The organism is Rehaibacterium terrae, from assembly GCF_014202935.1.
Lineage (GTDB): Bacteria > Pseudomonadota > Gammaproteobacteria > Xanthomonadales > Xanthomonadaceae > Rehaibacterium > Rehaibacterium terrae.
The window spans coordinates 15,665-33,707 of sequence record NZ_JACHHX010000015.1 but is presented as its reverse complement, the minus strand read 5'-3'; the positions used below and the strand labels follow the sequence as shown (position 1 = coordinate 33,707).

15 protein-coding genes are annotated in these 18,043 nt (G+C 70.2%); 1 reads left to right on the top strand and 14 read right to left on the bottom strand.

The features are described from left to right. The first annotated feature begins 203 nt into the window (after positions 1-203). Positions 204-488, top strand: coding sequence for an NHLP-related RiPP peptide (locus tag HNQ58_RS10270; protein WP_183948835.1), 285 nt, complete (start codon positions 204-206; stop codon positions 486-488). Here HNQ58_RS10270 and HNQ58_RS10265 read toward each other — a convergent pair. From HNQ58_RS10265 to oleC, 14 genes are all read right to left on the bottom strand, one after another. After that, positions 469-3,108 (bottom strand): putative peptide modification system cyclase, encoded by a 2,640-nt coding sequence (locus HNQ58_RS10265; RefSeq protein ID WP_183948834.1) that lies wholly within the window; start codon positions 3,106-3,108, stop codon positions 469-471. The genes HNQ58_RS10270 and HNQ58_RS10265 overlap by 20 nt on opposite strands. A gap of 68 nt (positions 3,109-3,176) precedes the next feature. After that, complete coding sequence (locus tag HNQ58_RS10260; protein ID WP_183948833.1) at positions 3,177-4,136, bottom strand: GGDEF domain-containing protein; 960 nt, start codon at positions 4,134-4,136, stop codon at positions 3,177-3,179. Between the two features lie 201 nt (positions 4,137-4,337). Then, positions 4,338-6,170: a tetratricopeptide repeat protein gene (locus tag HNQ58_RS10255; protein ID WP_183948832.1), complete on the bottom strand. Its 1,833-nt coding sequence runs from the start codon at positions 6,168-6,170 to the stop codon at positions 4,338-4,340. Then, positions 6,158-7,537, bottom strand: coding sequence for a glycosyltransferase (locus HNQ58_RS10250; RefSeq protein WP_183948831.1), 1,380 nt, complete (start codon positions 7,535-7,537; stop codon positions 6,158-6,160). Before HNQ58_RS10250 ends, HNQ58_RS10255 begins: the two co-directional genes overlap by 13 nt. Next, a complete protein-coding gene (locus HNQ58_RS10245) occupies positions 7,491-8,519 on the bottom strand; it encodes an NAD-dependent epimerase/dehydratase family protein (RefSeq protein WP_183948830.1) in 1,029 nt (342 codons plus the stop codon). Before HNQ58_RS10245 ends, HNQ58_RS10250 begins: the two co-directional genes overlap by 47 nt. Positions 8,520-8,679: 160 nt before the next feature. Beyond that, entirely contained in the window at positions 8,680-9,273 is a 594-nt protein-coding gene (locus HNQ58_RS10240; protein WP_183948829.1) for a lysophospholipid acyltransferase family protein, read from the bottom strand. Further along, positions 9,273-9,698, bottom strand: a complete 426-nt coding sequence (gene arfB, locus HNQ58_RS10235) for an alternative ribosome rescue aminoacyl-tRNA hydrolase ArfB (protein WP_183948828.1) — start codon at positions 9,696-9,698, stop codon at positions 9,273-9,275. The genes HNQ58_RS10240 and arfB overlap by 1 nt, the downstream gene beginning before the upstream one ends. A 627-nt stretch (positions 9,699-10,325) precedes the next feature. Beyond that, positions 10,326-11,135 (bottom strand): hypothetical protein, encoded by an 810-nt coding sequence (locus HNQ58_RS10230; protein ID WP_183948827.1) that lies wholly within the window; start codon positions 11,133-11,135, stop codon positions 10,326-10,328. Next, positions 11,120-11,899, bottom strand: a complete 780-nt coding sequence (locus HNQ58_RS10225; protein WP_183948826.1) for a hypothetical protein — start codon at positions 11,897-11,899, stop codon at positions 11,120-11,122. The genes HNQ58_RS10230 and HNQ58_RS10225 overlap by 16 nt, the downstream gene beginning before the upstream one ends. A 96-nt stretch (positions 11,900-11,995) precedes the next feature. Then, a complete protein-coding gene (locus HNQ58_RS10220; protein WP_183948825.1) occupies positions 11,996-12,712 on the bottom strand; it encodes a pseudouridine synthase in 717 nt (238 codons plus the stop codon). A gap of 192 nt (positions 12,713-12,904) precedes the next feature. Beyond that, on the bottom strand, positions 12,905-14,581 hold the full coding sequence (gene ubiB / locus HNQ58_RS10215; protein ID WP_183948824.1) for a ubiquinone biosynthesis regulatory protein kinase UbiB: 1,677 nt from the start codon (positions 14,579-14,581) through the stop codon (positions 12,905-12,907). Further along, positions 14,578-15,231, bottom strand: coding sequence for a ubiquinone biosynthesis accessory factor UbiJ (locus HNQ58_RS10210; protein WP_183948823.1), 654 nt, complete (start codon positions 15,229-15,231; stop codon positions 14,578-14,580). Before HNQ58_RS10210 ends, ubiB begins: the two co-directional genes overlap by 4 nt. 48 nt (positions 15,232-15,279) lie before the next feature. After that, the gene (oleD, locus tag HNQ58_RS10205) at positions 15,280-16,281 is read right to left on the bottom strand and encodes a 2-alkyl-3-oxoalkanoate reductase (RefSeq protein ID WP_183948822.1); all 1,002 of its coding nucleotides are present in this window, start codon (positions 16,279-16,281) and stop codon (positions 15,280-15,282) included. Continuing rightward, the gene (gene oleC, locus HNQ58_RS10200; RefSeq protein WP_183948821.1) at positions 16,278-17,942 is read right to left on the bottom strand and encodes an olefin beta-lactone synthetase; all 1,665 of its coding nucleotides are present in this window, start codon (positions 17,940-17,942) and stop codon (positions 16,278-16,280) included. Before oleC ends, oleD begins: the two co-directional genes overlap by 4 nt. Between the last annotated feature and the right edge of the window lie 101 nt (positions 17,943-18,043).

Sequence of the window (18,043 nt, the reverse complement as noted above, 5' to 3'; positions counted from 1 at the left end):
GTCGCTGCGGACAGTGGCTTGCCCGGATGCCGTGGCGAAGCCCCGGGCGCGCCGCGGCGGGCAGGATGCGTCCGGGACCGGTGCCGGCCGCGCGGTGCCGAGCGCCCACCAGAACGGCGTGCCGGCAGGCCAGGGCTGCGTTCCGCGCCAGCGCGATCGTCTAGACTGCCCGCGCGGGAAAACCACGCACTGGGGAGACCACCGTGAGCCACAAACTGCCGCCCGACATCGCCGACCGCCTCCTGGACCGCCTGTCCGAGGACGATGCCTTCCGCGAGATGTTCCGCCGCGACCCGCGGGCCGCGCTCGCATCCGTGGGTTATGCCGATGCTGCCGACACCAGCCTCGAGGACGGCGCATGGTCGTGCCTGCATGGCGAGAACCTGCCCGACAAGCAGGCCCTCAAGGACGCCCGGCGCGCGCTGCACGAGCAGATGACGTCGCAGGACGGGATGAGTTTCGTCATCTTCAAGGTTTCTGCCGACTGAGACGCTGCGACAGCGCCTCGACCCGGTCCCGGAGCTGCGGGTCCGGGACCGGCTCCGGCCAGGCGCGCTCGAACGCGGCCAAATGCCGCCTGGCGTCGTCGGGGCGACCCATGTCGTGTGCGATCTCCGCGGCGCGCAGCAAGGCCAGGTTGGATTGCAGGACGTTCTCGGCCTGCATCAGCATGTTGCCGGTGAACTCCGCGTAGGCGCGACCCCGATGGCCGGCCAGCCGCGTGGCTTCGCGATACGCGTTCTCGTGATTGCCCAGCCCCGCGTGGGCGTCCATCGCCGCCCGATACGCCCAAAGCGGTCCATGGCCGCCAGCCAGTACCGGCTGGAGCAACGCCAGCGCGTCGTCATGGCGGCCCTCGGTGTTGGCCACTTGCGACTCCACAATCCGGACGAGGTCGGACAAGGTGGATTGCGGCGACGCCACCGGGATGCCCCCGACCGCATCGATCGCGCGCCGGGCGAACCCGATGTCGCCGGCATCGGCGCCCAGGAGTCCGCAATACAGCAGCAGGCTGGCCGCCCGCTCGCGATCGACAGGGTGCTCGGCATGGAGCGCGGGCAGGACCTGTGCGAAGACATCGCCCGCCCGGGCCTTGATCTGCGCATCGAATCGATAGCCGGCCAGATGCGCGCCCAGCGCGATCCAGCGCGTGGGGCCCTCGGCCAGGTCGAGGGCTTGCCGGTGGATGTCGTCGGCCAGGCTCCGCGCCTCCGCCCACCGGCCCTGGTCGACGATCATGGCGAGGAGTAACTGACTGCGCACGAGCTGCTCGCCCGGATCCCGGCTCGGCACCGCACCGAGCACCCGCAGCGCCTCCGCGAAATTCCGCTCCGCGGCATGCACTGCGGAAGCCATTTGGTTCTGGGAGGGGGAGAGCCCCAGGCTCCTGGCCTCCTGGAAGTGTGCGCGCGCCGCTTCGAACCGATCGAGGCCAAGCGCGTGGATTCCCTGCAGGTATGTCGAGCTGGCGCGGGTGATGCTCTGCGGGACCGCCGCCCGCGTGGCGTAGGCAAGGCCCTCATCGAATCGCCCCTCGTACCACATCGCCATCGCGTAGTTGTGCGCGGCGGCGTGGTGGTCTGGGTACATGTCCGCCAGCACTCGCCATTTCTCGGGGTAGTCGCGCTGGTGACTGACCATGGCGGTCAGCGCGTTGACATGCAGCTTCTCGCGCTCGCTCAGCCGGTGCTCCAGGCTCACCGCGCGCTGCAAGGATTGCAGTGCCAGCGCGTATCTGGCGCCGGCCAGGTGATAGCGCGCCATCGCGGCGTGGGCGATCGCGAATTCCGGATCGAGCATGAGCGCATGCTGCAGGTGCAGGTGGGCCTCATCCAGGCTGGCGACCGAAAACGCCTGGGTGGCGAGCGTGTAGGCCCGCAGCGCATCCAGGCTGGGCGATGTCGCTTTCTCGAGCGGCGCGCTGCTTTGCTCGATCGACTTGACGGCCTCCCCCAGGCGCTCGCGCAGACGGTCACCGACCACCCCCAGCGACCGCAGTGCCGATTCGATGCCGGCACCGTCGGCGGATTCCACATGCACCGTCCGCTGGGTGTTGGGATCGACCAACTCCAGGCTGACCCGCAGGCGGCCACCGACTTCGGCGACGGTCGGCAGGAGCAGGGCGCGGGCGCCCTCGCGCAGGGCGACTTCGCTGCCGCTGTCCCGGTCGACGGGACTGTCCGGCGCCTGGCCCATGCGCTGCAGCGCATCGCGCACGCGCAGGTTCGGCAGCACGTTGACGTGCCGGCTCTGCTCCAGGCTGATGCGCAGGGCGGTTTCCAGCGTGCCATCGAAGCGCGGATCGCCGGTGAGGTTGTTCAGGCTGCCGACCACCACCCAGTCGCGCTCGCGGAAGGCGATGGCATCGGGCGTGCGCAGGGTGGCCATGGCAACGATGGCGGCGACGGCCGACAGGCCGAGCAGCTGCGCGCCGAGCACGGCGGGACGGCGCCACAGCGGCACGTCGCGCCAGGCCTTGTCGCCGGAGACGGGCGCGCGCAGCGGGGCGAAGCCGGGTTCGCCGACCTCGTGCACCAGCATCGGCGCAGGCACGCCCTTGAAGCGGTAGCGGCCATGGGTGCACCAACTCACCCGCTCCGGCAACGCCTGCCCACCGGCGCGCGAGGCCAGCGAGTAGGCGACGCCCGACAGCAGGATCTGTCCCGGCAGCGCGAGCTGCATGAGCCGGGCGGCGACCGGCTTGGCCAGGCCCTCGACATTGACCGGCTTGGCGCCACGGGCGATCTCCCCGGGTGTGTTCTCCCACAGCAGCACGTCGCCGACGTGGATGCCGACCCGGGCGCTGAGCGGCCAGCCCTCGGCATTGCCGAGGGCGCGCAGCTCGCGCTGGTAGTCGAGGGCGAAGGCGACCGCCTGGACGGGATGCTCGAACAGCGCGAGGAAGCCGTCGGACTTGTCGATCTCGCGGCCGGCGTGCTGCTGCAGGAGGTGGCGGACGAGCTGATCGTGCCGGCGCATCAACTCGGCGGCGCGCCGGTCGCCGACCTGCTCGACCAGCCGGGTGGACTCGGTCAGGTCGCACAGCAGCAGGGTGCGGATCTGCGACACGACGGGCGACGCGGCAGCGGCGGTATGGGTGGCGTCCACGGGCGGCCTGGTCAGGTTCCTGAGCAAACACTAACGCAAAGCCGTCGGCCCGGCGGTCGCCGCCGGCCTCAATCGCCCAGCCGCCAGCCGTCGCCGCCTTCCACCTTGGCCTGGTAGAGCAGCGCGTCGGCGCGGCTGTACCAGCTGGACCAGTCTTCGCCCGGCGGGCAGAAGCAGGCGCCGATGCTCACGCTCAGCCGCAGCGGCTCGCGCAGGATCGGCAGCCGCAGCGAACGCACCGCGGCGACCAGCCGGATCGCCCGGTTGGCCAGGTCGCCGGCATCGGAGACGTGGGCCAGCAGGGCGAACTCGTCGCCGCCCAGGCGGCAGGGCAGCTCCATCGGGCCGGCCGCACGGCGCACTTCCTCGGCGACGGCGCGCAGCGCGCTGTCGCCGGCGAGGTGGCCGTTGCGGTCGTTGATGCGCTTGAAGTCGTCCAGGTCGATCAGCAGCAGGGCCAGGTGCTGCTCGGCCAGCGCCTCGCAGTCCAACTCGTCGATGTAGCGGTACAGGCCGCGGCGGTTGACCAGACCGGTGAGCTCGTCGGTGCGCACCAGCTGCTGGGCGATGCTGAGCTCGGTGCGGGTCTGGCGCAGCGAGTCGAGGGTCTGCATCAGGTCCTCGTTGCGGCGGCGCAGGCCGAGGATGAGCTGGGTCTCGCTGGCGACCAGGTAGGCGAACGAACGGCGCATGAAGCGCGCCAGCAGGCCGGGCTGCTCGCCCAGCAGGCGCTCGAAGGCGGCCTGGTCGACGACGTGGACCACGCCGCCGGTCTCGGCCACGGCACCGGCCATGCGCGAATGCTGGCCGATGAAGACGGCCAGCTCGCCGAAGTATTCACTGGGACCGAGGACGCGATCGGCCAGACCGTCACCGAACTCGAGCCGGATCTGGCCCGACTCGATCACGAACATGCTCTGACCGGCCTCGCCACGGCGGAACAGCACCTCGCCGGCGGTCACCGGCTGACGGCGCGCCGCAGCGGCGAACAGCCGCAGCTCCTCGTCCGAGAGTGCACGTCCCAGCAAGGGATCGGTCCCGCCACTGGGCGGGGACACAGCGCTGAGGTCGGTCGTGCTCACCCGGCGGCCGCTCGTGAGGCAAATGGGGTTGGGCGAGTGTACTCAAACCGGGAGGCCGTGTGAGAAGGGCGCCCGCGGGTTCCCGCCCGGAACCGGGCGTGCACCAGCCGTCCGAGACCGGGCGCGCGCGTGGCCGCTCGCACCGCGTCAGAAGCGGCGTTCGATCGTCAGCCCGAGGCTGCCGCCCTCGAAGGCACCGGTGTTCTGCACGCGCTCGCTGTAGCCGCCGCGCAGTTTCAGCTGCCAATCGGTGGTGATGCCGTGGGTGTACTCGACGGCGACATCGGCGGCGCGCTTCCAGCTGGCGAAGTTCTCGTCGCGTTGCACGCCGAGACCCAACTGCAGGCTGAGGCCGCGCTCTTCGCTCAGCGGCCAGTACACGCCGCCGGTGAGACCGATGCGGCGGTAATTGTCCGGCGCGTAGTAGCCGTTGCCGGGGTCGCGGCGGAAATGCAGCCACTCGCCGGACAGGCCGAGATCGAGCTGGTAGTTCTCGGCGCGCACCATGGCGCGGCGCCAGGCCAGGCCGAGGTGGCTGCGGTCGTTGCCGTCGCTGTAGTCGTCGTAGCGCAAGGTGACATCGAAGGTGTCGCGCAGGTTCGGCGTGAGCCGCACTTGCGCGGTGGCCCCCTCGCGGACGATGCCGCGGCCGAGCGCCTTGGGCGAGGTGGCGACGCGGTCGCGCTCCAGACCGACCAGATACGCGAATGTGTCGCTCGGCTGACCTTCGAGGCTCAGCGCGAACAGGCCGGTGTTGCTGCCATTGGCCAGGTCGGAGCTGCCGACGCGAGCGGTGACGGCATGGTCGTCGTCGAGCGCGTAGCGCAGCCCGACCCGGCCGCGGCGCTCACGCACCTCGTGGCCGCCAGCGTCCGGCGCGAACGGGCCGAGGATCGAAGCGCGCACGCGACGTTCGCCGAGATCGACCAGCAGGCGCAGGCGGTCGCTGAGCACCAATTCGCCATCGACGCCGTAGATGAGCGTGCGGATGTCATCGCTGTCCTCGAAGGCATCGATTCGCAGTGCGGCGCGCGAACCCTCGCGCAGGTCGCTGACGCGCGCCAACACCTGCGCCTCGCGCGCCCCGGGGCGCTGGGCGAGCACCTTGTGGACGTGCGGACGCGCCGCTGCCGGGATCATCCCCTGCCGCAACGCCACCGCCTGGGTGTAGTTGAGCGCGTAGTCGTCGGGCGCGGCATCGAGTAGCGGCGTATTCAGCGCCAGCGCCTCGTGGCGGCGCCCGGCCCAGGCCAGCACGCTGGCGCGCAGCGCCTGCGACTCGGCATCGGCTCCCTGCCCGTCCTCGATGGCGTCGAGGGCGGCCATCGCGGCCGGATAGTCGCCGCGCCAGACGAAGAAGCGCACGCGGTCCAACCGCGCCAGGCGGTCGTCCGGAAACGACGCCAGATAGCGGTCCATCCACTCGATCGCGCTGTCGAGCTCGCCGCGCCAGGCGTGCTGGCGGGCGATGTCGTCGAACAGTTCGACGCGCTCGCCGCCCAGCGCCAAGGCACGTTCCAGGCTGGCGTGGGCAAGGTCGATCCGGCCGACCCAGTTGGCGAGTTGGGCGCGGGCGATCAGGTAGTCGATGTTGTCCGGTGCCAGCGTCACGGCGCGGTCGATCGCTTCCAGCGCATCGTGAGGACGGTCGGCAACGGCCAGCGCGCTGGAGTGGTTCGCCTGCGCCTCGGTATCACCGGGCAGCAGCGCAGCGACCCGGCCGAGCGCCTCGGCGGCGGCGTCACGCTCGCCACGCCGGGCTTCGATTTCGGCGAGACGGCGCCAGAGCGCGGCATCGGCCGGATCCTGCGCCAGTGCTTCGCGCAGCGCCGCGGCGGCAGCCGCCCAATCGCCGCGCATCTCGGCGGCGATCACCGCCTGCGGCACTTCGGCGGCGTGCACGGCGGTGGCCTGCACCGAGGCCGCGATGGCCAGTGCGAGCAGGGAGCGGACGGGCAGTCTGGAGGTCACTTTCGCCATTGCCGGTTCCCGGTGATCCACAGGTCGGTCGCGAAGCGGCCGATGGTGAAGGCGTCGAACACGAGCATCACGTAGCGGACGGGCGTGATCAGCAGGCCCTTGAAGAATGCCTTGATGCGCTCGCCCCTGGAGACATACACGAGAATGCTCAGGGCCAGGATCATCTCGGCCAGCATCGTCACCACCAGCGGCTCCCACAGCTGCAGGATCAGCATGATGATCAGCGCGGTCGGAAAGCCCACCTTCTCGAACGCCGACATGAACAGCACCCAGCCGATCGGGCGGCCATACTGCTGGGTGATCTTTTCGCCGAAGGCCTGCCGGTACTGCTCCTGGACCTTGCGCAGCTCGTGCACGCGCGCCTTCTCGTCGGCGCGGCGCTTGCGCCAGCGGGCGAACGCCTTGAACGGGCTGCGCAGCAGGCTGTCGAAGTAGTAGCAGCTCTGCAGGAACGAGGACGACCACAGGTAAATCTGGCGTGGCAGCCGGGTCGCCTCCGGCTCCTCGGTGCGGGCGATGACGTCCTGCAGCTGGATGTTGCGGTAGCCCTCGTTGAGCAGGGCGAAGCCGATGAAGATGTCCTCGGAGTTGGTCAGGTCGTCGCCGAAGATCGGCTCGTAGCGGTCGAACAGGTCTTTGATGTATTTGCGCCGGTAGGCCACCGCGCAGCCCACCGGGTTGGTGATGCTGCCGAAGAACACCATCTGGCCCATGTACACGAAGCGCTGCAGGAACAGGTACAGGCACTCGCGGTAGAGGTTGGTCAGCCACCACCAGGCCATGTGCAGCGGGCCGCGCCTGGCCTGCGGGTCGTCGAACTCGGCGTCGCCGAGGAACTGCCGGAACTCCGGCGTCTGCGCCAGCCTGCGGCGGTCCTTCAGGCGCATCGGCAGGATGGTGCCGCAGGCGCTGGCGATGCCGACGCCTTGGTAGAGCTCCTGCACGCAGCGCTCGATGTAGTTTTCCGACTCCAGGAAGGTGTCGCCGTCGAGGATGAACTCGACGTCGGCGTCGAACTCGCGCGCCTGGCGCTTGATCGTCGGCGTCTTGCCGATCGAGGTCTGGCGCTCGATCACCACCAGGTTGAGCCCCGTCGCACGCGCGTAGGCCCGCGCGTAGTCACAGGTGGCATCGCCGCCGCCGTCGTCGACGACGATGATCTGCCGCGGCCTGAGCGTCTGCCGCGCCACCGAGGCGAGGCAATGGATGATGTTGTCCTCCTCCTTGTAGGCCGGGATGACCACATCGACCACCGCCTGACGCCAGTCCTCCGCAGGCGTGGGAACCGTCTTGTCCGGCCCGCGCAGCAGGCCGATGACGCTAAGCAGCGTGTTGGGACTGATTACGAACCAGGGCGCGGTTGCCATGCTCGGTTTCTGCCAGTTGGGCCCGCTTGGCCTCGATCAGGTCGTCGATGGTCCTTTCGAGCGTGAATCGATGCTGGAAACCGGTCAGCCCACGCAGACGGGCCAGGCTGGGACGGCGGCGGCGGATGTCCTCGAAGTCCTCGCCATAGGCCTGCTTGTAGGGCACGTGCACGATCTCGGACTGGCTGCCGGCGCGCTGGCGGACCAGTTCGGCCAGCGCGTTCATCGAGATCTCGCGGTCGTTGCCGACGTTGACCACCAGGCCGTCGGTGTCGGCATGCGCGGCCAGCGCGTCCAGCGCCACCACGGTGTCGCGCACATCGCAGAACGAGCGGGTCTGCTCGCCGCTGCCGAACACGGTGATCGGCTCGCCACGCACCGCCTGCTCGACGAAGCGCGGGATCACCATGCCGTAGCGGCCGCTCTGGCGCGGCCCGACGGTGTTGAAGAAGCGCGACACCACGGTCGGAATGCCGAAGCGGCGCGCGTAGGACAGGCCCAGCGCCTCGTCGGCGATCTTGCTGACCGAGTAGTTCCAGCGCGTGCCGACGCGGGTGCTGACGACCAGGTCCTGGGTTTCCTCCAGGATGTCCTCCTCGTTGTGGCCGTAGACCTCGGAGCTGGAGGCCAGCACCACCTGCGGCTTCCAGCCGGAGCAATGCACGGCGCGCAGCAGCCGCTCGCAGGCGGCGATGTTGACCGCCAGCACCTTGGTCGGCTCGGCCAGCACGCGATAGACGCCGACCACCGCCGCCAGGTGGTAGATGCGGTCGGCCCAGGCCGCGGCGCGCTCGAGCTGCGGCCAGACCAGCATGTCGGCTTCGTCGAAGCGGAAGTTCGGCTCGGCCAGGAATGGGCCGACGTTGTCCAGCGAGCCGGTTGACAGGTCGTCGACGACGTGGACCTTGTCGCCGCGGGCGAGGTGGAGTTCAGCCAGATGCGAGCCGATGAAGCCCGCACCGCCGGTGATGAGCACGTGCACGTCGCCCCCCTTTGGGTGCCTGCCGGAAATTCGGACAGGCACCTGAATAGTTTGTTAGCGGAATCTTAATCGTGAACTGATTCACATTTCATGCCAACCACCCAGGGCAACGCAACCGTCCGTCGGTCAGACAGTTACCGGGTTCACATGACGCAATACGTCAGATCGTGCCGCGATGCTTGCCCACCCAGGGCCGATACCAGGCCCGGATGCGGGCCATGTCGGCCTCGAGGTCATCGCCGAGCTCGAACAGCGCCCCCACGCCGATGGTCTTCTCGGGATAATGGAAATAGGCGCACAGCACCGGCACGCCAGCCTCGCGGGCGATCCGCCAGAAGCCGCTCTTCCAGCGCTCGACGCGGCGGCGCGTGCCCTCCGGGGCGACACCCAGCCACAGACGCTCGCTCTGGCGGTACTTGGCCGCCACCTCGCCGACGATGCCGCCCGGGGCCGCCCGATCGACCGGGAAGATGCCCAGCCGGCGCAGCAGCCAGCCCAGCGGGCCGCGGAACAGTTCGGCCTTGGCCATGAACTTCACGTCGACCCCGAGCGCCAGCTTGGCGGCCAGCCCCCAGACCGCATCCCAGCCGGAGGAATGCGGGGCGGCGATGATCATCAGCTTGGGCAGGTCGGGAAATTCACCGACCACTTTCCAGCCGCCCAGCCGCAGCACGGTGCGGCCGAGCCAGCGGCCGAAGGCATGGCCGGTGCGCGGCGCCGAGGGCGGCAGCGGGATCAGGATGTCCGCCCCCATCAATCGCGATCCCAAGTGCGCGCGTCGCGCTGCCGTTTGACCTGGGCGCGCTCGCGCTTGCTGGCGAGGCGACGCTCCTGCGACCCCTTGGTCGGACGGGTGGCGATGCGCTTGTTCGGCACCACCAGGGCCGCGCGCAGCACGCCCGCGAGGCGCTCGCGCGCATCCTCGCGGTTGCGCTCCCGGGTGCGGAAGCGCTGCGCGCTGATCACCAGCACGCCCTTGTCGCTGAGCCGGCGGTCGCGACGGGCGAGCAGGCGCAGCCGGAGCGTTTCGGGCAGCGCGGCGGAATTGGCGACGTCGAAGCGCAGCTCCACCGCGGTGGCGACCTTGTTGACGTTCTGCCCGCCGGGCCCGGCCGCGCGGACGAAGCGCTCGACCAGCTCTTCCTCGGGAATCGCCAGTTGGGGGGAGATGCGCAGCATGGGCGAGGCGCAGCGTCGGCCATCAGCCAGTGGAGCGCCCTATTGTATCGATCGACCGCCGCGCGGGGATCCTGCGGCCGGCCGGGTGGCTGGGCGACCACTGGTTCTCCCCGCCAGGCCACATAGCGGCACGCTCGCAAGGCTTGGTCATGGCCGGGTAGTTCCTCCACATGACGATCAGACCGAAACCGCGGCCAGTTGCAGACCGCCGGCGAACCGATCCGGGCCGACCGATCCCGCTCCCTGCAGGCGGTGCCGGGACGGGAAAAAGCGCCGGACCCCAGCCATCGTCGCGGTGAGGCCGGGCAGGCCGATGCTTCTGCCATTCGCACCGGCCATCGTCCACCCTCCATCGCATCGCGAGGGATCAGACTCGAGAGTGGTTGCGGGCGCGAAGCGGGATGGTTGAGCAAATCCATCCTGGACCTGCCCGGACTCGCCGAGTCCGGCGCATGTCCGGACTCAGCTCCGCCGGATCGAGCGCTTGCGTGCTTGATCCGCGGGCGCGCCATCCTTGGCGCGCGGAACCTCCGAATTTGTTCAGAGGTTCCCCAAGAGCCGCGTGGACAGCCAGCGCCTGCACACCTCGCCCGTCGCCCGGCCATCCCTGCCCGACAGATGGAGCGATCAGCGCCACTCGATAATCAATGAATCCTTGCGCTGGAGCTGGGCAGGATTAAGCCCGGTGGCGCGCACCAGCAGGTACTGGAACCGCAGCATCACGCTGATGGCATCGCGCTCCGTTTCCGGCCCCTGATGCCTGTCGTATTGGCGTGACCATTCCCGCGACGCCCTCTTGTCGCCCAGATAGTGTGCCCAGGCGAGCCCCGCCCAAGCATCTATCACCTGCCCCCGCGCCATCTGGTAGCGGTAATAGGCATAGCCGGAGAAAGGCCCCCCGTACGTGGTCAGCTCCTCGGCCAGCAGATAGCCTTGGAACGTGTCCTCCTCGCCCTGCTCGATCGCGCGGGCCATCCGGTCCAGCAGAAAATACCCGGCCTTGATGTCCCCGCGCCGGTAGCGCGCCTCAAGCTCCTGGTCGCTGAGGTAGGTCGCCGTGAGGATGTCCTCCGGCAGCGGGTAATCGTTCCGCGCCATCCACGCGTACATGTCCGCATTGTGGAAATCCAGCACCGCACCGCCGTAGCCGCGATAGAAGTCCAGCACCCGCTCGCGGTCGCCCGCCGAGAGCCGGGACAGCATTTCCTCGGCATTGGCCGGCAGCACCGCCGGGGCCGCGGGCTCCAGCGCAGGCGGTGTGCCTGCGTCCGGCTCAGGCGAAGGCTCGGGAGGCACAGCCACAGCGACGGGCCCGGGCGGGTGGTCGGAGGCCGGGCCTGCGCGCTCGTGCGCACGCCGGTCCGACTCGCTGCAGCCGATGCAGGACAGGACGAGCACGGCGGCCAGGAGCGATCGAAGCATCAGTTGGCTGGACATTGATTGACCCTCATCTCCAGCGCCCAGAGCGCACAGGCACGCTGGCTCTGGGCGGCGTCGCAGGCGCTCCGTCCGTACCTCTCGACAGCACTGCCGTACGCACCCGCCAGCAAAAGGCAACTGCTCAAATAGCTGCCAGCGGAGCGCTGGCAGGTATCACCGAGGCTTTCGACGAACTCCCTATCGCACCGACCTCTGTCAGCGCCAATACCGTAACAGTAGTCATGCGCCTGACAGACCCCGAAAAAGGACACCCCGGGCAGCGGGTTGTTGAGGTCGCCGGTGTATCCATCGACGATTAAACCGAGCAGAAATTCCGCCGCCCTGGTGCGCCAGGAGCCATCGCCGCAGCCGTTGCCCACCCAGCCGGGGTCCAGGCGCGGCACCGACGGCGGCGAGTGGTAGCTGCATCCCCGGGGACGAGCCCTTCGCAAGTTCTTGCAGAACCGGTCCTTGTCGATTTCGATCTCGTCTTCCAGGACCGCATCGACGCGGGCCATGGCCTGCTCCGCGGTCACGATCCCCATGCAAGCGGGGCTGTAGCAGAGGATCAGGAGCCCTCCGGTGGCGGGCGCCGTGCCGACCACTTCGATCGGCTCCATCACGGACTGCGCCTCGGACACCTCGCAAAGCAGGCCGCCAGCGCCATCCAGACCAGCGCAGTCACCTTGGCCACGGCCTTTTCCCGCGACCGCAATCGCGCGTTTTCCATCGTCACCTCCTTCCGTGCAGGCAAACGCATGGGAGCGCGTGGATGCCTCCATGCCAGGGCTTGAAGCTACTACAAGCGCAGCCGAAGCCGTCAAGCATGGGCGCCGCGCCGGCGGTACCCTGCCGTGACGGCTGAGCACACCCTCCGCTCAGTGCGCCAAGCGCTGCACGGCCTGGGTCCACCCGAAGCGCTCTAACACGCGGTGGAAGTCGGCGTCGAGCGGCGCGTGGGCGACGATGCCCTCGCCGGTGAACGGGTGCGTGAAGCGCAGCCGCCAGGCATGCAGCAGCATGCGGTGCACGCCCAGCTCACTGCGGAACATGCGGTTGCGCTGGCCGTCACCGTGGCTGGTGTCGCCGACCAGGGGGTGGCGCAGGTGCTTGAGGTGGCGGCGGATCTGGCGGAAGCGGCCGGTCTGCGGCGAGCACAGCAGCAGGGAGAAACGCGCGGTCGGAAAGCCGGCGCAAGGCAGCGGCAGCTCGCCGGTGGCGAGCGTGCGATAGGCAGTGACGGCAGGCCTCTTGTCAGGCTTGCCGGGGCCGCCGTCGAGCGGGTGGTCGATCAGCCCGTGCGGGGGCTCGGGCCAGCCGCGGCAGACGGCGAGGTAGTCCTTCCCCATTTCACGCGACATCACCGCCTTGCCCAGCGCCGAGGCGGCGTCGCGGTCGAAGGCGACCAGCAGGCAGCCGCTGGTGGCGCGGTCGAGCCGGTGGACGAGATGGATCGGGCCGCCGAACTGCGCGCGCAGCGCGTCGGCGGCGAACTCGGTCTCGCCCCGTGCCAGCTTGCTGTCGTGCACCATCAGGCCGGCCGGCTTGTTCACCACGGCGAAGCGGTCGTCGCGGTAGAGGATGGCGAGGGGCATGGCCTGGGAATCGGGAATCGGGAATCGGGAATCGGGAATCGGGAATCGGGAATCGGGAATCGGGAATCGGGAATCGGGAATCGGGAGGAGCATCTCGTTACGTCGCGCATGCCGCAAGCGCGGCCGCCGCATCCGATCGGGTGCGGCGCAGCCGCGCGGCCCGTTTCCGATTCCCGATCTCCGGCTTCCGTATCACCGCCGCCGCGGCCAGGCGGCGAAGAAGCTCAGGGCGGCGCCCAGTGCGGCGACCCAGGCCGGCACCGGCACCCCCCACCAGTGCGGGCCCGGCACGTCCAGGCCGTACATCACCGCCCCGGCCACCAGCAGGCCGGCGCCAAGGATGGCGTAGACCACGTGCCGCTGCGCCACCAGCGCGACTTGCGCGATGGTCTTGAGCTCTTCGGAGTGCATCTGCAGGGTGTGGCCGCCGCTGACCTGCTGCTGCAGCCAGTCGTGCAGCAGGCGCGGCATCTCCGGGGCGTGGGTGACCAGCTCGGGCACGCGCTTGCGGAACTCGCGCAGCAGTTGGCGCGGGCTGTAGCGCCTGCGCAGGATCCCCTCCAGCACCGGCCTGGCCACCGCCCAGATGTCCAGCTTCGGATCGAGCAGGCGGCCGACGCCCTCGATGTTGAGCAGGGTCTTCTGCAGCAGGATCAGCTGCGGCTGGATGGTCAGCTCGTACTGCTGGGCGGTGCGGAACAGCTTGGCCAGCACCTCGGCCAGCGAGATCTCGCTCAGCGGCCGGGTGAAGTAGGGCTCGCACACGCCGCGCACGGCGGCTTCCAGCTCGTCGATGCGGATGTGCGCCGGCATCCAGCCGGCCTCGATGTGCAGCTCGGCGATGCGCCGGTAGTCCTGGGTGAACATCGCCATGAAGTTCTCGGCCAGGTAGTACTGGTCGCGCGGCGCGAGCTGGCCCATGATCCCGAAGTCCAGCGCGATGAAGCGCGGGTTGGCGCGGCGCGCGGGATCCATGTCGACCCAGATGTTGCCGGCGTGGGCGTCGGCATGGAAGAAGTTGTCGCGGAACACCTGGGTGTAGAACACCCGCACGCCCTTGCGCGCCAGTTCACGGCGGTCGATGCCGGCGGCGTCGAGCGCGGCGATGTCGTCGGACGGGATGCCGTGCACGCGCTCCAGCGTCAGCACCCGCTGCGCGGTGTGGTCCCAGAACACTTCCGGCACGTACAGGTCGTCGGAGTCGAGCCAGTGGCGGCGCAGCAGGCTGGCGTTGGCGCCCTCGCGCTGCAGGTCGAGCTCGTTGCGCAGCGTGGACTCGATCTCGGCCACCACGTCGAGCGGACGGATCTTGTCGGCACGCGGATGGTGGCGGTCGACCAGCTCGGCCAGCGTCCGCAGCAGGCCCAGATCGGCGGCGATCTGGGCATCGACGCCGGGGCGCAGCACCTTGACCACCACCTCGCGACCGTGGCTGCCATCGGCATGGCGCAGCCGCGCCGGATGCACCTGCGCGATCGAGGCCGAAGCCAGCGGGGTCAGGTCGAATTCGGCATACAGCGCGTCGACCGGCCGCCCCAGCTCGGCCTCGACGATGGCGCGCGCCTGCGCGCCGTCGAACGGCGCGACCCGGTCCTGCAGCAGCGACAGCTCGTCGGCGATGTCCTGCGGGATGAGATCGCGTCGGGTGGAGAGGATCTGGCCGAACTTGACGAAGATCGGCCCCAGGTCCTGCAGTGCCAGGCGCAGGCGCGCGCCGCGCGAGAGCGCGGCGACCTCGCCGCTGGCGCGTGGCACGAACGGCCGCAGCAGCCGCGCGTGGCGCTCGACGCCGGTGCCTTCGAGCAGGGCGTCGAGGCGGTAGCGCAGCAACACCCGCAGGATGCGCGTGGCGCGCAGCAGCGCATTCATGCTCCCGACTCCGGCAGACGCGCCTGCAGACGCTGGATGCGGACCGCAAGCCGCTCGGCCCGCTCACGCACCGCGTCGACCTCGTCGTGGAACTGTTCGAGCTCCACCTTCGAGGCCACCAGCCGCGACTCCTCGCTGAGGTAGTCGGCGGTGTCGCGCGCCAGCGCCCTGGCGCCGGACAGTCCAGCCGCCAGCGCGCCGCGCACGGCGCGGGCGAGCTGCATGCCGACGACCTCGCCGAACAGGTCGGCGAAGGGCTTGTCCCAGTCCGGCGCGAAGTCCTTCGCCAGTTTCTGCAGCCGCCGCGCCAGTTCGGCATCGCCGGCGATGCGCACCTTGCCGACCGGCGGCCCGCCCTGCGCGCGCAGGAACGGCAGTTGCGCGATCAGGCCGCCGAGCGTGCCACGCACCGACAGGTCCGGCTCGTGTTCGCCACGTACCGGGCCGACCGCCAGGCGGCCGGCGTGGACGGTGATCTCCAGCGCCAGCGGAGGCGCCTCGACAGCCAGGGCGATGCGCCGCCCCTCCAGCGCCGCCAGCGCGGCGTGGGTGTCGGGATCGAGCGCGAGCACGCGGTTGAGCGCGGCTTCCAGCGCGCGGCCGGCGAGCGGCTTGAGGGCATCCAGCGGCGAGGCGGGTCGAGCGGTCATCCGTGCATTCTAGAGGAGCCGGGTGCGGTTGAAGCCGGGACTCGGGACCTACACTTCCCGGCTTCGCCACCATGCCGCCAGCCGTTGCAGCCCCTCGTCGATGCTGACGCGCGGCGTGTAGCCGAAGTCGCGCCTGGCCGCCGAGATGTCGTACCAGTGCGGCGTGGCGAGCTGCTCGGCGAGGAAGCGCGTCATCGGCGGCTCGCCCTTCAGGCGCAGGGTGCGCCAGAGCGTTTCCAGCGTGGCGCCGGCGGCGTAGGCGACGCGGAACGGGATCGAGCCGTGCACCTGCGGCGCGCCGGCCGCGCACAGCAGGGCGTTGACGATCTCGCGCAAGGGGCGCGGCTCGCCGTTGGAGATGAAATACGGCTTGCCGGCGCAGGCGCTGCCCGGCCACAGGTGGTCGAAGGCATCGACATGCGCCTGCGCGGCGTTGTCGATGTAGGTGGTGTCGATCAGGTTGTGGCCGCCATCGACGAAGCGCAGCCGGCCGGCCCTGGCGCGCGCCACCAGCCGCGGCAGCAACTGGTTGTCGCCGGGACCCCAGATCAGCCGCGGGCGCAGCGCCACGGTGGCGAGCGTGGCGTCGTTGGCGGCGAGCACGGCCTTCTCGGCGATGGCCTTGGTCTCCGGATAGGCGGCCTTGAAGCCGGTGCCGTAGGGCGTATCGGCCTCGTTGCCGCCCTCGACCGGATGCGTGGCGCGGTGGGTCACACTCGGCGTCGAGGTGTAGACGAGCTTGGCGATGCCATGCGCGCGGCAGGCGGCGAGCACGTTCTGCGTGCCGATCACGTTGGCGCGGTGGTAGTCCTCGTAGGGCCCCCAGGCGCCGGCCTTGGCGGCGTTGTGGAACACCGCGTCGCGGCCTTCGCAGGCGCGCCGTACCGCGTCGGCGTCGGCGAGATCGCCGCGGATCTGTTCGACGCCGAGCGCGTCCAGCGCCGGATAATGGCCGCGATTGAAGCTCGCCACATCGTAGCCGCGCGCCACCAGCAGGCGGCAGATCGCCTGCCCGAGAAAGCCCCCGCCGCCGGTCACCAGAATCTTCATGCCTTCGCTCCGAGTTTCTTCGCCGCCCATGCGGCCAGCTTCTCGCGGCCGATCTTGGCGTTGTGACGGATGTCCACGGGAAATCCGCGGTGGAACAGGATGCGCTCGACTCGCGCGGTGTGCGGATAGCTGCCGCCGAGTCGCAGCAGCTCGCCCTCGATGCGGTCGCGCTCGCGGCGCGTGGCCTTGCGGTGCAGCTCGACGCAGAGCACGGCACGCTGCGCGCCGCGCCGGCCGACGCCGACCAGCGCCGTGCGGCGCACCTGCGGATGGGTGTTGAACACCGGCTCGACCTGCTCGGTGTACAGCGCGCCCTGCGCAGTCTCGACGCGATGCGACTTGCGCCCGCAGAACCACAGCCGGCCCTGCGCATCGAACCAGCCGAGGTCGCCCATGCGGTGGACGATGCGCTCGCCGCCCCCGGGCAGGCGCTCGCGGATCTTGGCCAGCGCGGTGGCCTCGGGGCGGCGGAAGTATTCGTCGGTCGCGGTCGGGCCGGCGACGGTGATCTCGCCGACCTCGCCATCCGGCACGACCAGGTCGTCACTCCAGTCGGCGATCGCCGCGTCGGCGATGCGGATGATGCGGACCACGTTCGGCGGCACCGGCCGGCCGACGCAGGTGCCGGCACCGCGCTCGGTGGCCTCGCGCGTGCCCTGCAGTTCGCGCCCCTCGATCACCGCCACCGGCAGGCATTCGGTGGCACCGTAGGGCGTCCACAGCTGCGCGTCGTCCGGCAGCAGCGCGCGCATCCGCGCCACCGCCGCCGGCGGCACCGGCGCGCCGGCCGAGGTCACCCGCCTCACCGTCGGCAGCTTTGCGCCGTGCCGCGCCAGCACGTCGATCAGCGCCGGCGAGCCGAACAACTGCGTCACGCCGAAGCGGGCGATGGCATCGACCAGCTTGCGCGGGTCGGCCTTCGCCGGCCGGGTCGGATCCATGTCGGGGATGATGCTGGTCAGGCCCAGCGCCGGGTCGAACAGCGCGAACGGCGGAAACGTGGGCAGGTCCACCCCGCCGGGCCGCATGCCGAAGGCCTCGCGCAGCATGTCGATCTGGGCGACGAAATGACGATGCCGGTACACCACGCCCTTGGGCACGCCGGTGGAGCCGGAGGTGAACAGGATCGCGGCGATCTCGTCCGGCGCGGTGGCGGCGAGCTGCGGGCCGGCGCCCGCGCCGTCATGCTCGACCTGCGCCAGCGTCGCCCCGCCCCAGCCCCAGCGCGCACCGACGGTGACGACGCGGCGCACATGGCCGCGCCCCCAGCCGAGCAGCAACCGCGCCAACTGCGCCAGCGGAATGCCGACGAAGGCTTCCGGCCGCGCCTCGTCCAGGCATTGCTTGAGCGCGCGCTTGTCGATGCCCGGATCGACCAGCACCGGCACCGCGCCGGCCTTGAACAGCGCGAACATCAGCAGGAAGAACTCGGGACCCGGCCGCACCATCACCACCGTGCGGCTGCCGCGACCGATGCCGTGCTTCGCCAGGCCGGCGGCGATGGCGTCCGAGCGCGCATCGAGCTCGCCGTAGGTCAGCGTGAGGTCGTAGCGCGCCAGCCCGTCGCCGCCGCGCGTGCCGGGGCAGCGCATGGCGATGCGCTCGGGCGCCTCGGCGGCAAGGCGCGGCAGGATCGCGGCGATGTTGCAGGGTTCGGTCATCGGGCGATTGTAGGGGGCCGGCAGGAGCGATCAGAAACGAGTGAACAGGCGTGAGCAACAAGGGAAAGCAGCGGCACGCCCTCGTGCGGCAACGGTCGACC